The sequence below is a fragment of the Endozoicomonas sp. genome (assembly GCF_965196975.1).
Lineage (GTDB): Bacteria > Pseudomonadota > Gammaproteobacteria > Pseudomonadales > Endozoicomonadaceae > Endozoicomonas.
This window is the reverse complement of sequence record NZ_OZ239981.1, coordinates 4,466,658-4,481,503: the sequence shown is the minus strand read 5'-3', so window position 1 is coordinate 4,481,503 and position 14,846 is coordinate 4,466,658. Positions and strand designations below refer to the sequence as shown.

14 protein-coding genes and 3 pseudogenes are annotated in these 14,846 nt (G+C 47.0%); 6 read left to right on the top strand and 11 right to left on the bottom strand.

Translation table 11 applies throughout. From position 1 onward, the window contains the following. Nucleotides 1–108: 108 nt before the first annotated feature. From surE to ACOCLE_RS20105, 3 genes and pseudogenes are all read right to left on the bottom strand, one after another. Nucleotides 109–1,056 (bottom strand): 5'/3'-nucleotidase SurE, encoded by a 948-nt coding sequence (gene surE, locus ACOCLE_RS20115; RefSeq protein ID WP_419533969.1) that lies wholly within the window; start codon nt 1,054–1,056, stop codon nt 109–111. Between the two features lie 208 nt (nt 1,057–1,264). Next, nucleotides 1,265–1,612 carry a hypothetical protein gene (locus tag ACOCLE_RS20110; protein WP_419537282.1) on the bottom strand — a complete coding sequence of 116 codons (348 nt, stop codon included), beginning with the start codon at nt 1,610–1,612 and terminating at the stop codon, nt 1,265–1,267. Continuing rightward, nucleotides 1,613–1,732: pseudogene (locus ACOCLE_RS20105) on the bottom strand (DUF4124 domain-containing protein); the annotation flags it as partial. A gap of 443 nt (nt 1,733–2,175) precedes the next feature. Here ACOCLE_RS20105 and ACOCLE_RS20100 point away from each other — a divergent pair. The 4 genes and pseudogenes from ACOCLE_RS20100 to ilvN all read left to right on the top strand — a co-directional run. Beyond that, nucleotides 2,176–2,835: pseudogene (locus tag ACOCLE_RS20100) on the top strand (thiamine pyrophosphate-binding protein); the annotation flags it as partial. Nucleotides 2,836–2,923: 88 nt separating this feature from the next. Next, nucleotides 2,924–4,429: an IS66 family transposase gene (gene tnpC, locus ACOCLE_RS20095; RefSeq protein WP_419532963.1), complete on the top strand. Its 1,506-nt coding sequence runs from the start codon at nt 2,924–2,926 to the stop codon at nt 4,427–4,429. A 4-nt stretch (nt 4,430–4,433) separates the two neighbouring features. Next, nucleotides 4,434–5,513, top strand: a pseudogene (locus ACOCLE_RS20090) (thiamine pyrophosphate-dependent enzyme); the annotation flags it as partial. Beyond that, on the top strand, nt 5,513–6,004 hold the full coding sequence (gene ilvN, locus ACOCLE_RS20085) for an acetolactate synthase small subunit (protein WP_066014655.1): 492 nt from the start codon (nt 5,513–5,515) through the stop codon (nt 6,002–6,004). The pseudogene ACOCLE_RS20090 and the gene ilvN, both read left to right, overlap by 1 nt. Before the next feature lie 39 nt (nt 6,005–6,043). Here the strand turns inward: ilvN and ACOCLE_RS20080 are convergent, their stop codons facing one another. Together ACOCLE_RS20080 and ilvY are read right to left on the bottom strand one after the other, a co-directional pair. Then, complete coding sequence (locus ACOCLE_RS20080; protein ID WP_419533968.1) at nt 6,044–6,766, bottom strand: hypothetical protein; 723 nt, start codon at nt 6,764–6,766, stop codon at nt 6,044–6,046. Between the two features lie 265 nt (nt 6,767–7,031). Continuing rightward, nucleotides 7,032–7,922 (bottom strand): HTH-type transcriptional activator IlvY, encoded by an 891-nt coding sequence (gene ilvY, locus ACOCLE_RS20075; protein ID WP_419537237.1) that lies wholly within the window; start codon nt 7,920–7,922, stop codon nt 7,032–7,034. A 212-nt stretch (nt 7,923–8,134) separates the two neighbouring features. Here ilvY and ilvC point away from each other — a divergent pair, with 212 nt between their 5' ends. Next, nucleotides 8,135–9,151 (top strand): ketol-acid reductoisomerase, encoded by a 1,017-nt coding sequence (gene ilvC, locus ACOCLE_RS20070; RefSeq protein ID WP_066014658.1) that lies wholly within the window; start codon nt 8,135–8,137, stop codon nt 9,149–9,151. 199 nt (nt 9,152–9,350) lie between these two features. Here ilvC and ACOCLE_RS20065 read toward each other — a convergent pair whose 3' ends face one another. Beyond that, a complete protein-coding gene (locus tag ACOCLE_RS20065) occupies nt 9,351–9,986 on the bottom strand; it encodes a PDZ domain-containing protein (protein ID WP_419533967.1) in 636 nt (211 codons plus the stop codon). A 356-nt stretch (nt 9,987–10,342) separates the two neighbouring features. Here ACOCLE_RS20065 and ACOCLE_RS20060 point away from each other — a divergent pair, with 356 nt between their 5' ends. After that, complete coding sequence (locus tag ACOCLE_RS20060) at nt 10,343–10,543, top strand: hypothetical protein (protein ID WP_419533966.1); 201 nt, start codon at nt 10,343–10,345, stop codon at nt 10,541–10,543. 100 nt (nt 10,544–10,643) lie between these two features. Here the strand turns inward: ACOCLE_RS20060 and ACOCLE_RS20055 are convergent, their stop codons facing one another. The 5 genes from ACOCLE_RS20055 to ACOCLE_RS20035 form a co-directional block, all read right to left on the bottom strand. Further along, nucleotides 10,644–10,784, bottom strand: a complete 141-nt coding sequence (locus ACOCLE_RS20055) for a hypothetical protein (protein WP_020582615.1) — start codon at nt 10,782–10,784, stop codon at nt 10,644–10,646. 30 nt (nt 10,785–10,814) lie between these two features. Beyond that, nucleotides 10,815–11,711, bottom strand: coding sequence for a hypothetical protein (locus ACOCLE_RS20050; RefSeq protein ID WP_419533965.1), 897 nt, complete (start codon nt 11,709–11,711; stop codon nt 10,815–10,817). Further along, nucleotides 11,695–12,567 (bottom strand): HEAT repeat domain-containing protein, encoded by an 873-nt coding sequence (locus tag ACOCLE_RS20045; protein ID WP_419533964.1) that lies wholly within the window; start codon nt 12,565–12,567, stop codon nt 11,695–11,697. Before ACOCLE_RS20045 ends, ACOCLE_RS20050 begins: the two co-directional genes overlap by 17 nt. A 135-nt stretch (nt 12,568–12,702) precedes the next feature. Beyond that, complete coding sequence (locus ACOCLE_RS20040) at nt 12,703–13,563, bottom strand: hypothetical protein (RefSeq protein ID WP_419533963.1); 861 nt, start codon at nt 13,561–13,563, stop codon at nt 12,703–12,705. A 3-nt stretch (nt 13,564–13,566) separates the two neighbouring features. Continuing rightward, complete coding sequence (locus ACOCLE_RS20035) at nt 13,567–14,715, bottom strand: MFS transporter (protein ID WP_419533962.1); 1,149 nt, start codon at nt 14,713–14,715, stop codon at nt 13,567–13,569. Nucleotides 14,716–14,846: the final 131 nt, after the last annotated feature.

The window sequence follows — 14,846 nt, the reverse complement described above, 5'->3', positions numbered from 1 at the left end:
TCGTGATCAGTCAGCATCAATACATTAAGTATTCAAAATCGGCAGATTTCAGGCTCGGTTGACCCGTTATGACAGGTCAACATGCTCTTTTCTTCAGGAAGGTTGCGATTATTTGGGCCAGCTGGTTCGGTAGTTACTTAGCAGGCCTGATAGATTTGATCGAACAGTCATCTGTGCCTTTTCTGCAGAGAAGTCATAAGTTGTTGCTCCATAGCGGGCATCCAGCAAGCTGATAGCGACAGCGCCTTCTTCAACCTTTTTGCCTTCCGCATGAGCATTGTTATCTTTCGGAGCACTGCTTCGCTCATAAGAGGTAAATACAATGCCGGGTTCGGCGGGCAGGTTGATTCCATATTCCGGTACGGAGTAAGGCGACATATCGGTGACGAAAACAGGCACATTGGCTGAATAATCGCTGGCGGTTGTCAGCTCGTAGGTTACGCTCTCGATTGAAAACTTCCGCAGACTTGGCAGGTTGATATTCAGACCATACCCTTCAGGTAGCACTGGGTTCTTGCTTTCCAGAGCCTCAATAATTGGAATTACCAGTTCCGCCAGTGAGGAAGAGGTACCGTCGCGATCGCTACCATGGGTACCGCTGAGGGCAATGGCGGGTACTCCACGACGAACAGCCGTGACCGTTGCTCCCACCGTACCAGATGTTGGGTTAATCAGTCCGACGTTGTGGCCAGAGTTAATGCCTGACAGAACAAGGTCCGGGTTGCGTCCCCAGCGTTTTGGTGCCAGAACATCCAGACCGTAAAGAAGGGCCATCATTGGCGTACCTTCCACATAATGAATGTCAGTGTCGTTGGGGTCCTGACCAATGGGGGTCGGGCTGAAGTAGTTAAACGATGCCGCTTTACCGCTTTGCTCCCCCGCTGGAGCAGAAACAACAACGTCATGACCTTGAGTTTTCAGTGCGTTATAAAGCGCACGTAGGTTGGCTGAATGATAGCCATCATCATTCGTAATCAATACATTTAACGCATTGGCAGAAACACTGAGACTTCCTGCAACCACAAGGCTGGCAATTCTGAAGATAAGCTTTTTCATTATTATTGTTTCCCTGCTTTATCATTCTGTTTCAGCTTACATACCCAATATGAAGGGTTTGTGAGGAGGCTATTGCTCCTTTTTCAGAAGCAAACAAAAATCATACGGAAGTTGAATGTTGGCAGGTATAGTCTGAATTGCTGAAATTTTGAACAAAAGCATGTTGCAGACAGGAAGGTATTTGCTCCCTGTCTTTATATCGTGGAAGCTAGTTTTTACAGAAATCATTCAGAAGTTTGTTAATACGGGTGATTTCCTTTTGGCGGGCTGCATCGTCAAGAATTTCATACTCTCCGTCTTTATTTTTGATGCGAACCCGTGGGCTGCTTTTTAGCATGCTCATATTTCCTTGCAACGTGTTGCAGTAGGCAAGTTCGTCTTTTGTCTTTGGTAGAGATTTTTCATCAGCGTCTACTGCCTGTTTTTTGACAGCGGTCTCATTATTCTCTTCATCTTCTGACATTTGGCTGACGTCGTTTGAGAGTTTTTGAAGCTCAGGTTTTGCTATAGCCTCAGTATTTTCCTGCTTTTTTGGTGGTGTTGTGGAAAAGTGCACAACTCCCTGGTCGTCTTTCCATTTATAGATAGGCTCAGCTGCCCCAGCTATTGGCAGAAGTAGGGCAAATAAAAACAGTAGTCGCTTCACGTTACCGATCCCTGATCTTTTTAGTGTCATTAGTTAATTATCGTCTTTCTGTGAAAAAAATTCGTATTCACCGAAGCAAAACCCGTATTTGTATTGACTGATGGCTGCTGAAAGTCAAAAATGGCATCTCCTGAAGCTGCCCAAGAAGCTGCGTTGGGAATTATGCGACAATTTGATGCCGTTTATCTGCGGCTCAGATGAGAGTGTTCCTTAGTGTACCGACTTCTCGATCTTGCGCTGAGATGATTTGTTGGTGCACTGCTCCTACCCGCACAGGAATGTAGCAGTTCTGCAAGCCAGAATTGTGAGTCTCAGGCAGCCCGGAGCTGCACTTGTTGGTGAAGGCTGTTAGCTAAGGCTTTTAGTTAAGAGAATACTTTCGAGTTCGCCAATTTCTAATGCGCCCTGTTTTCAGTAATTCGGGGCGATATAAAAATTCATTCCAAATAATGAGCAAAGCCGAGGGTTAGCAAGTGGAGCTATTATCCGGCGCGGACATGGTGGTCCGATCACTGGCTGATGAGGGAGTCGAGTATATATACGGGTACCCGGGTGGTGCTCTTCTGCACGTCTATGACGCTATTTTCCGGCAGAAGGCCATTACACATATCCTGGTACGTCATGAACAGGCTGCAACCCATATGGCGGACGGTTACGCAAGAGCAACCGGTAAGCCGGGTGTGGCTCTGGTAACCTCTGGTCCGGGGGCAACCAATACCATTACCGGTATTGCAACTGCCTACATGGACTCCATCCCTATGGTGGTGATCTCTGGCCAGGTACCGTCTGCCTTCATTGGCAGCGATATGTTCCAGGAAGTGGATATGGTGGGTATTTCCAGGCCCATTGTTAAACACAGCTTCCTGGTCAAGCGGGCTGAAGATATTCCGGAAGTTATCAAAAAGGCCTTCCATCTGGCGCAGACTGGTCGCCCAGGGCCTGTTGTGGTTGATATCCCCAAGGATATTACCGACCTGAGCAAAAAGTACGAATACCACTATCCGGAAAAAGTACGGCTGCGTTCCTATAACCCACCGGTTAAAGGTCACAATGGCCAGATTCGCAAAGCGGTTGAACTGTTGGCAGAGGCTAAAAAACCGATTATTTATGCGGGTGGCGGTGTTGTTCTGGGGTAACTATTCAGCACCCTTCATATAAATCTGGAATTTTCTGATTTTTCGACCATCATCTTATACTCAATTTTTCTAACAAATCTCCAGTATGGAACCAGACTTCCCAGCTACTCCGTTTACCGAAGCTCTCCTTAAAGAGAATGAAGAGCTTCGGACCGAGAATGCGCTTTTACGGGAACGTTGCAGCGAACTGGAAGAAAGGGTTAATAAAAACAGTCAAAACAGTAGTAAGCCACCATCGTCAGATGGTTATCAAAAGCCCAGTAAAAAAGGGAGTGATAAAGGTGATACATCTTCCAAAGAAGCCCCCTGCTCCTCACAGGAAACACCGAACCCCAAAAGCCTTAGACCATCTTCAGGCAATAAACCAGGTGGCCAGAAAGGTCATCAAGGCTCTTGTTTGAGACGTGTCGCCTTACCCGATTATGTCAGGCATCTGAAGGTTGAAAAATGTTGCTGTTGCCAGTCTTCGCTTATCGATATTAAACCCACCAAATACATTGAGCGACAGGTTTTTGATCCAGGTAGACCCGGAGAATTTGAAGTTACCGCGTACTGGGCAGACGTTAAAGTATGTCCTTGTGGTAAACGGAACACCGCTGAGTTTCCCCAAGGAGTGAAAGCCGCTGCTCAATACGGAGAAGTGACTCAGGCAATGGCTGTTCATTTAAACCAGTATCACTTCATCCCATATCACCGGGTGTCTGAGTATTTCAATACTATTTATTGCATGAGTGTCAGCGCAGGCTCTGTTGCCAATTTTGTTGCCTATACCCATGAGAACCTGGCCTCTACTGAGCAGAGTATCCGCGATGCTTTACAAGAAAGTCCGGTTGCAGGAGCGGATGAAACTGGCATGCGGGTTGACGGTTCACTGTGGTGGTTACACATTATGCGAGATGACCAATGGACGCTTTACTACCTCTCAGAAAGGCGAGGTTGTGAAGCAATGGATGCAATGGGCATCCTGCTGACTTTTGCAGGCATTCTGGTTCACGATCATTGGAAGTCCTACTTTGCCTATGCGGCAGTGCATGTGCTTTGTAATGCCCATCATCTGAGAGAGCTTCAGGGAGTTGTCGATAGGGATGCGAATAAGCTGGCTCTGCGGCTGATGAAATTGCTTACGCTCTCCTGGCACTTCTGCAAGAAATACAAAGCAGCCGGTCTGACTCAAATGCCTGGTGCAATACAGCTTCGCATTGAGACGATATACGACCAAATCCTTCAAAGGGCTCTCACGAAGGAAACCGCTTATATGGAAAAACAACGACAGGTGCTTGGACGTAAGAAGGTCAGGAATACCAAGGCCTACAACCTGTTCAAAAGGCTTATTGAGTTTAAGGTTGAAACGTTGCGCTTCATGTCGGACTTTTCAATTCCCTTCGATAACAATGGCAGTGAACGTGATGCCAGGATGGCCAAACTTAAGCAGAAGATCTCAGGCTGCTTCAGAAGCGAAGACGGAGGTACCATGTTTACCCGAATCCGAAGCTATTTATCATCTGCTAAAAAGCAGGGGTTGAACATATTTCAGGCGCTTCTTAAAGCGGTTCGAAATTACAACAATACGCCTTTGCTGGGTGCTGAATAGTTACGTTCTGGGTAAGGCCTCTGAACAACTGACAGCGCTGGCAAAAACGCTGAATGTACCAGTCACCAATACTCTGATGGGGCTGGGGGCGTACCCAGGTTCGGACCGTCAGTTTGTGGGTATGCTCGGTATGCATGGCAGTTACTGCGCAAACCAGGCGATGCACAACGCTGACCTGATTCTTGCAGTGGGTGTTCGGTTTGATGACCGGGTGACCAATAACACGTCAAAGTTCTGCCCGGATGCAAAGATCATTCATATTGATATCGATCCAGCCAGTATCTCCAAAACCGTTCAGGCCGATGTGCCGATTGTAGGCCCGGTTGACGCTGTCCTGGATACGATGATCCGTCAGGTGGAAGAGACAGACACTCGTATTGGTCAGGATGCACTCGACAGCTGGTGGCGTCAGATCAATGAGTGGCGTGAAGGCCGGGGGGGACTTTTCCCTTACGACAAGGGTGATGGTTTGATCCTGAAACCTCAGCAGGTCATTGAAACTCTGTATGAGGTGACTAAGGGCGAAGACACCTACATCACTTCTGATGTGGGTCAGCACCAGATGTTTGCTGCCCAGTATTATCCATTTGATAAACCTAACCGCTGGATTAACTCCGGTGGCCTGGGAACGATGGGCTTTGGCCTGCCTGCCGCCATGGGGATTAAGCTGTCATTCCCGGACAGTCATGTTGCCTGTGTCACCGGTGAAGGCAGTATCCAGATGAATATTCAGGAGCTCTCGACCTGCCTTCAGTACGATTTGAATGTCAAAATCATCAACCTGAATAATCAGGCTCTGGGTATGGTGCGACAGTGGCAGGATATGCAGTATGACAGCCGTTACTCCCATTCTTACATGGAGTCACTGCCCGATTTTGTCAAGCTGGCGGAATCTTATGGGCATGTAGGCATGAGGATTACGGATCCAGCCAAGCTGACGTCAGCTATGGAAGAAGCGTTCTCTCTGAAAGACCGACTGGTCTTTATGGATATTCAGGTGGATACCAGTGAGCATGTTTATCCCATGCAGATCAAGGACGGCAATATGGCCGATATGTGGCTCAGCAAAACGGAGAGGACCTGATGAAACGGATTATCTCTGTACTGGTTGAGAACGAACCCGGTGCACTGTCGCGCATTGTTGGACTCTTCTCCCAGCGTAACTACAACATTGAAACATTGAATGTTGCGCCAACGGAGGACAATACACTGTCCCGCCTGACGCTGACCACCGTTGGTAATCCTCAGGTCGTTGAGCAGATCACCAAACAGCTGAACAAGCTGGTGGATGTTGTGAAGCTGGTGGATCTGACCGAAGGTGCCCATATTGAGAGGGAGATGATGCTGATCAAGGTACGTGCCAGTGGGCCACTGCGTGCTGAGGTGAAGCGGACAGCGGACATCTTTCGTGGTCAGATTGTCGATGTGACCAGCTCTGTTTATACCATTCAGCTGACGGGAACCGGTGAAAAACTGGATGCCTTTATCGAGGCAATTGGTCAGGCACAGGTTCTGGAAGTGGTTCGAAGTGGAGTGACAGGTATTTCCCGCGGGGAAAAAGTGCTGTCACTGTAAGCGCTGCAGCAAACAAAAAACGCCCCTACGGGGCGTTTTTTATAGTTCATCCAAAGACCGCTGCAAAATCAGGGCCATAGAGAGAGCGTGTCGTTTTACTAAAAGCGGTGCGACATAATCCCCCCTCAATAAAGCTGACTTCAAAAAGCGCCATTTGGCCAGAAGCGTAGCGTCCTTAACCGGATGTGTCAGTAATGTGCTATCGATAGACTCAACCAGCTCGTTGATATTATATACCTCGGTTATGGGGAAACTGGCTTTGGGCTCAGTCGCCATAAAGACATAGATCGATGAAAGGGTGAGTAATGAGTTAATCTGACGGGCGCGCAAGTCAACGATAGGTGAGCCACTCATATTGCTGATCAGGAAATCAGAAAATGCTTGTTGGGTTTGATCAAGTTCTCTGGCGACACCCTCACTGGGCACTTTATTTTTCTGCCAGTCTACAGAATAGTTCTGGAATGACTTTCCAAGGTTAGTGATTGACTTCTCTAGTAGCCCGTCATATTCATCAAGATGCAACAGGCTTTGTTGCATGTGTAACTCTTTTGGGCGAATGTCGATACCTGAGCCCTCCTGCGTGTAGGCATGCTTATCTGTCCAGGTAATCATTTTCAGTTCATAACTATCGATCATTAAGTCGAGCAGGGATACATCACTGCCTGTGACAGACCAGCTACCAGTGGAGAAGAGGCAACCGATGGAAAACAGGAGAGACTGAAAGGTGGACTTTAAAGATCCATTGCCCTTGAGTTTAAGCACAATTACATCCCTTTTTTATTTATTATATAAATGCAGCGACAATTACGTGTTCTCAGTTAGTGCTGCACAAATGGCTTAAGGTTGTTTCGCACAAGAATAAATTCTGAAGATATTTGGTATCTATGACAAAAAAGGCCAGAATCCAAGGCCAATAAAACTAAGTGGTGGGTGTTTAAAAAGCAAGTACTCCCACGTCATATCCGATAACGGGTGTGATGTATTCACTCGGTGTCTCATAAGTATCAGACATTACTATTGGAAACGTTTAGAGTATCTCGGACAGCTGATTCCATAATGCCGCAATCAGTGGGTTCCTTAGTTTCTTTTCCAGTACACAAAGCCCCACTTTATACGGCTTAAGCTCCGGGCTGACTTTTAACACTTGAACATTGTCAGCCAGTGGGCTGTTATTCAGGACAATCTCCGGGACAACACCGACACCAAAACCAAGGCTCACCATGCTGACAATGGCCTCATTACCTGCAACCTGGGCATAGATTTTTGGGGCTCGGCCATGAGCCTGAAACCAGGAGTCCAGTCGCTGTCTTGCAATTCCCTTCTCCTGAAGGATCATGGGAATGCCTTGAAAATCATCAACGGACAGTTGCTTTTTAAAAAGATATTCCGGTAGCTGAGAATTCACTGGAGCAATAAACAGTAGAGGTGAAACCGCTATTTGCTGAAATGCCAGCCCTGTGGGAAGGCTGTCGGGCCTGGCTGCAATGGCCAGATCTTCCTGTTCTGTTAATACTCTTTGTATGGCTGGCTCAGGGTCACCGGTATGCAGCTTTATTTCAATGCCCGGATACCGTGGTCGAAACTGGCTGAGGATTTCATACAGGAAGCTATAACTGGCGGTGACTGAGCAGTACATGCTTAGCGAGCCGTGAAGCTCTCTGGCTCCTGCCATCAGTTCATTATGAATAATTTCCCATTGAGAGAGCGCTTCACGGGCATAGGCCTGGAATCGTTTTCCTTCCGGGGTTAATGAGACACTCCGGTTGTCCCTCTCGAAAAGTGCCACGCCCAGCTGCTCTTCCAGCTGCTTGATACTTCGGCTAAGGGTCGATGGGCTGACATGGCAAATGAGGCTGGCCCGGTTAAAGTGCAGGGATTCAGCCAGCGCGAGGAACTGTTTTAGAGGGCGAAGGTCTATAGCCATATATAAGTAAAGGTTATTTCATTTTTTGCAATTCAAGATTGCAAATATATCACTAAATGCAACTATACGCAGAACCACCTATCGGGTATGGTGTACTCCAAGTTGAGAGAGCGGCTCCTGCGTGCAGCCGCTGTGTAAATAAAAAGCCTAAATTCATCAGCTAGCCAGCTATCGCCGGGCCGGTGTTTTCTTTCAGGAGTTATTCGATGAAAGTTTATTACGATAAAGACTGTGACCTCTCCATCATTCGTGGCAAGAAAGTCTCTATCATTGGCTATGGCTCTCAGGGTCATGCCCATGCTAATAACCTGAAAGACTCTGGTGTTGAAGTAACTGTCGGCCTGCGTAAGGGCTCCTCTTCCTGGGCCAAGGCGGAAGCTGCTGGCCTCTTCGTGGCAGAAGTACCTCAGGCTGTTGCCCAGGCTGATGTCGTTATGATTCTGACGCCTGACGAGTTCCAGTCTCAGCTTTATAAAGAAGTGGTAGAACCGAATCTGAAGCAGGGCGCAACTCTGGCCTTCGCCCATGGTTTCTCCATCCACTACAACCAGGTGGTTCCTCGTGCTGATCTTGATGTCATCATGATTGCACCAAAGGCTCCTGGTCATACTGTACGTTCAGAATTTGTTAAGGGTGGTGGCATCCCAGACCTGATTGCTATTTTCCAGGACGCTTCCGGCAAGGCCAAGGACGTGGCACTTTCCTACGCTTCTGGTGTGGGTGGTGGTCGTACCGGTATCATCGAAACTACCTTCAAAGACGAGACTGAAACTGACCTTTTTGGTGAGCAGGCCGTTCTTTGTGGTGGTGCTGTTGAACTGGTTAAGGCAGGTTTCGAAACCCTCACTGAAGCTGGCTATGCACCGGAAATGGCTTACTTTGAGTGTCTCCACGAACTCAAGCTGATTGTTGATCTCATGTACGAAGGCGGTATTGCCAACATGAACTACTCCATCTCCAATAATGCGGAGTATGGTGAGTATGTGACCGGTCCACGTGTTATCAACGATGAGTCCCGCAAGGCGATGCGTGATGCACTTAAAGATATTCAGAACGGTGAGTATGCCAAGAAGTTTATCTCTGAAGGTGCTCTGAATTATCCATCCATGACCGCCTATCGTCGTAACAACGCGGCCCACCCAATTGAGAAGGTTGGTGCCCAGCTACGTGAAATGATGCCCTGGATCACAGCTAATAAGCTGGTTGATAAAGAGAAAAACTAAGCTCCAAGGCGCTTTTTGACGCTAAAAGTTTATGTTTAAAAAAACAGGATATTTCTTACGAAATATCCTGTTTTTTTATGAGTGATACATTGTCTCCGAAGAACATGAGTGAATGATGATTTGGGTAGTCTACCGTTTCAGGTTGTAGCCAAAGCCAAGCTCTCAACCTGCCACCGTCGTTTTGATAACCTCTAGCATTTCATTCACCGATGAACACATCTGGGAAGACATACCGGAAGGTGTCAATGGCACTTTGGTGCGTGCAGTACTTGATAGTGACTTCGTCCCCCGCACTCTTAAACAGCTCAACAGCAGTGTTGTGTTCCACCGCCGTGAAATCATGACCATTCACAGCAAGGATATAGTCCCCTACACTCAAGTTGCTATTTTGGGCCGCGCCACCGTCACGAATTTTGGAAATATGAATACCAGGATGCTGATATCCATGACTATCAAGTAATGGAACACGTTGATCTGTACCACCTCTAATATTAAACCCTAATCCAACATCCCCTCGAGATAATACTACCTCTTGAGCGCTGTTAAGAATGGCATCATTGTATCTCTGGAGTTTAATCCAGCCTGGGTCACTCTCAATCCGCACCGTAATGACTCTTTCATAGAGACTCTTCGCCTGACTGGGAGTATCTTGATTCTGCTGAATAAACTTTTGAGCTTCACAGGTATTGAGCGTGCGCCCAAAAATAAGGGCATGACATGCGTCTTTCAACTTGGTGAAAAAGCTACGATTTCCCTCCTGAGCCTCTGGCCCATAGAGGGAATGTAAAACACTTCCCAAATAGCCTAAGGATACATTGGGAGCCAAAACATCCATAAAAACCTCCTTATACACGGACTTTGAAAAAACTGTTCCAAATTCGACTATCAATTTGGTGTTTTGTTCCCTTGTCTTCGTTTTCCAGAACAGTAGAAAAGGCCCTTAAAATCAGAAATAAAGTACGATCAATCAACAATATGAGAACCCGGCTGAGGCTTTATGCTGAAAAACCGTAAGGCTTTCGGAAGCTTGGGCATTCGGGGGGAGGGCAAAACGGTAAATGTTTTGTAGAACTTTCAGTCATTATTTCTGGCCTATACTTGCCCAAAATCAAATTCCATTGAGAACCCAGGTTGAAAGAATATGAGCAATAGTCACTGCTTTGCACAGTCCAAATAGTACATCAGCTTTCCATGAGGGAAGTCAGTATCTTCCTGAAATGTCAGTTCGACATGCTCTTCAATCTAACCTGTGGTCTGATTATGGCCGTATTGCTAAATATCGGTTCGATAGCCGCTGCCAAAATAGCTACAGGTGAGCAGATCAAAAATATGGTCATGACCGTCGAAGTTGGAAAGCAACTCATCTGCTGGCATTTCGCTTATTGGCGTTGAGCTTTTACATTCAGAAAAACAGGGTATTTATTTCCAGAAATACCCTGTTTTTTTATGGGTGCTACATTGTCTTCGAAGAACATTTGGTGATTTGGATAGACTACCGTTTCAGGTTGCAGCCAAAGCCAAGCTCTCGGCCTGCTACCGTCGTTTTGATAACCCGCTTATAGGCACTGGCAAGGCTGACTTGCTGATCCAGTTTCACAAAGCCTTTTTTCAGCTTTCTGCCGGAAGATTTCATTGCTGATGCTCCCTTGCTAATGGTTGGGTGTCATAGACAGTAGACACCCTTCGGTTCGGCTGTCTTATGACTGCCGATGGTATCCAGAACGGTCTGCTTCACATAAGAGTGAGAATCCTGCATGGCAAGATTGAAAAAATCGTCGGTAATACCCTCCATATTAAACAGAGTGGTCCAGGCAAGACCCCGGGTTCTAAAGCAGGGATGATGACTGGCAATACGCAGTAGCAGATCGATACTGTTGTCATTACCAATCGCTTCCACCGTCTTAAAGACAGGATTGCGCATGGTGAGATCATTCACGTAGCCAGTGATGACTTGCTTTTCAATATCAAAAAAGAACTGCAGCTTTGGCTCACCCGGTCGTGGAATGATCAGGTTGACGGAGATGGACAGCTCATCCGGAGGATACTGGGTATGAACATCTTTGCTTGAGAAGTAGTACATCAGCTTTCCATGAGGGAAGTCAGTATCCTCCTGAAACGCCAGATCAACATGCTCGCCAATGTAGCCTGTGACCTGATTGTGGTCGTATTGGTAAATGACAGTTCGATAGCCGCTGCCAAAATAGCTGCAGGTGAGCAGATCAAAATTATGGTCATGCCCGTCGAAGTAGGAAAGCAGCTCATCTGCTGCCAGTTCACTCATTGGCAGCCAGACAATGACCCGAATAGCAAAGTAGGATCCGTAATAGAGAACAAAGTTTGGCGGCTTGAAATCATTCTTCTGCTGGAATTGGTTCAGACTTTTCAATCCATCATTAAGGTAGTCCGTAAAAAATGATGGGTTGTGACACAACTGACCAAGCTTCCCTGCATGCTCAATGGCAGCATCCGGCTCTTTCATTTCGGGGTGACTCTCACAGAAGTCAATGTACTCTTCCAGAGAGATGGCACTTTCTGTGGATGGCTCAATTGTACAGGCCATGGACTGATTCCTCGGCTTGATGGGTCTCATCCGACAGCATGGCCAGTGTCTGTTTCGCGGCTTTTGCTATTTCAGGATTATTGTCGTGTACCAGGTGCTCTTGCAGTAATCTTGTTCCTCGCCACTCATCCAGTTTGTAAACGCTTTCTGCTGCTTCCCAGCGAACAAAGTAGTCAAAGTCAGACCTGGACAGGCTATCCAGAGTATCTATGTGGTGCTGTTCCCCCAGCTCCCCAAGAATTCGAACCGCCAGAAGGATTCGTGATCTTTGCAGGCTATTGTCTGTAAGCATCAGTGGTTCAAGACTGTTCCGGTCAAACACCCAGGTCACTGATGCCAATGGGCGGGAATAAATAATCAGACAGGGTGCCTGTAATGCCGCTTCATCCAGAACGGCGATATCTTTATACGCTTGGAAAATTGTTGGGGTATAGGGTTTTAGCTCCTGAAGAGGGAGCGTTTTGAGCGGTGCCGGACGATTATAAACCGATGAGGGCCTGATGGTGGTCTCATAGCGGGGCACTGCGACCGTTTCAGGCAGCATATTGATGACCATCATATCGAACTCACTGGCGCACAGTGTGTTATCAGTGTTTTCCCGTTGACCAATCACATTCAGTGTCAGGTTGAAGTCGCCTGCGGCAATCAGATGAATCTGATCCGAGTAAGCCGGCTTTTTATCATGCATTTTCTGCAGCAGAATTTCTTCAAGAATACTGTTGAATAGCTCATTCGCTTTCTGCTGGTTAAAGCCTTCAAATAGACGGCTGAAGTCAGAAAAGTATGGGTTTTGACCAGAGGTCAGTTGATTGGCTTGCTGAGTAAGGGTTGATAGTGTGAAGTGGGAGTTGTTCATGCTTACCCCTCTCTGTACTTGGGATTCAGGTATCAAATAAGCGACTGATTCCAGTGTAGAGTCATATTTATTAACCCAAAATACAGATTTCTCATAACCGCTTGTCTCTAATGAAATTATTTTTCCGACATTGATTTATCTGTCGTTTATTCTACAGATCGAACGTACATAGTCGTGTGGATCCTGGTTGGCCTGACGCAGGAAATAATGTTGATCAGAAGGGACGATCTCTATCAGACACTGAAAACACATTGCCCGTGTTCTTGGGCAGTGATGATTGAGCGCAATATCTTGTAATAGGGTAGTGGTGTCATCATTGTGCATAAACCGGGCAACAGCCATCAGGCTGTTTGTTGCTGGCAGAGTATCCAGGTGTGCGATCAGTTTGCTGCTTTCAGGGTCAATGGCACATTGAATACCGGCATCAGGATGAGTAGGAAAAACCAGATTGATTGAGATGGACAGCGACTCAGGTGGCAGCTGAACATGGAAGTCCTCGGTGTGGTGGTAAAACATCAATTTGCCTTCAGGCAGGAGAGTCTCTTCCTGAAATATCATCTCCATACTCTTGCCAATGATTCCATGCTGCTTTTCCGCTTCACAGGTATGAATAATGGTTCGATAACCCGGACCAAAATAGCCACAGGTCAGAAAGTCAAAGTGATGGTTATGGGTTACACCATAACCTTTGGCAATGTCACCGCCTTCACTGTCATCGGTTAGCCAGACAGCAGCACGTACAGAGAAGGTCGGGCATTGATATAAGTAGAAACTGGGGGGCGTAAAGTCGGTTTTGACGTCGTACAGGGAAATGTCTTTCAGCTTGTTATTCAGAAAATCCAGCAGAAAATGTTTATTGTTTGCGAGACGTCGCAGCATGAATGCTGTGGATAGTACCTGCTCTCTGTCATGAAGTTCCTCTTGGCTGTGGCAAAAGGCGACATACTCAGCCAGATCTATAGCCTCGGTATCATTGCTCTCTACCGTGATGGTCATAATTCAGGAGCCTGATTTGATTCTCTGATAGAGAAGATAGGTCAGAATAAGGATGAGCATGGAAACCATCGATAACACCCTGGGAGTGCCATCATGCAGTGCAATCAACGCAATATTAAGCAGACTGGCGGTACCTGAGAACACGATAAAGAGCAGGGCAGATGCCTGCATACTGCAACTCTCATGGTTTTTCAGCACACCGGTTAACGCATTGGTAACGACCAGACCGGAAAGGGCAAAAAAAGCAACAACCAAAACCAGGCTGGGTGTCAGAGCTGCACCATAAAACCAGTCAAGCAGCAGCATGCAAAGCGCAAGTATCATCAGCACCGGAAGGGACAGGTCTATCAGTTGTTTATAGAGAACGTGCTTTAGCAGCAGACCATTGATCAAAGTTATAGCCGTTCGGCTTACATACAATGCACTGATCAGGTAGCTGTAGGAGATTTCTGTGAGCTGGTAATAATCCAGAAACAGAAAGGCTGAATTACTGATGTAGATCTGGCCGACAACGGCAATGCCCGTATGGCAAACCAGAAAGGCCTGAGTCTCTTTGTCCTGCACCATTATCTTCCAGTGATACAGGCCCTTTTTTAATGGTTCAATAGTCATCCTGTTTGCTGGTGGTGTTGCTTTCCCAATACTTCTTCGGCAGATAAGGAAAGTGATCATGCTGTAAGCCAGCATAAAGACAAAGACTGAATACCAGCTCCAGTGCTGGCTTGCCAGCGTGCTGAGCTCAGGACCAACAATGGGAATCACAAAGCCAATGGCAGTGACGTAGGAAAGAATCCTGGCGACTGAATTGGTGTCGTAACACTCATTAATCAGTGCGGGGATCACCGTCATCAGTGTTGCTGCAGAAAATGCCTGTAATACCCGGCCTGTACAGAATAACCAGAGACTTGGCCAGCCGATGCACAACACCGTTCCGAGAATAAATACCATCAGAGCCCAGTAGAGCGCCTGTAAGCGATAGCCAGTATCCGACAGCATGGCCGTTATGGGCATGGCTACTACCTGAGAGATGATAAAGAGCGGCAGGGTCAGCTGAAATATCTCGGTGTCATAACCAAATTGGCTGGCGATGTGAGGAAGAATAGGGATATACAGGGTAATGGGAAGCATCGGGATAATCGCGATGGCACCCATTAGTAAAATGGTATTTGTCTGAGAGAGCGTGGAAAGCGGTGAGTGATTCACTGTAAGCCCGTGACTGGATTGCTCTCTCAGTCTAGCTGCAATCTCAAACCGGGCTTTCGGTGAGGGGGGAAGAATAAGGT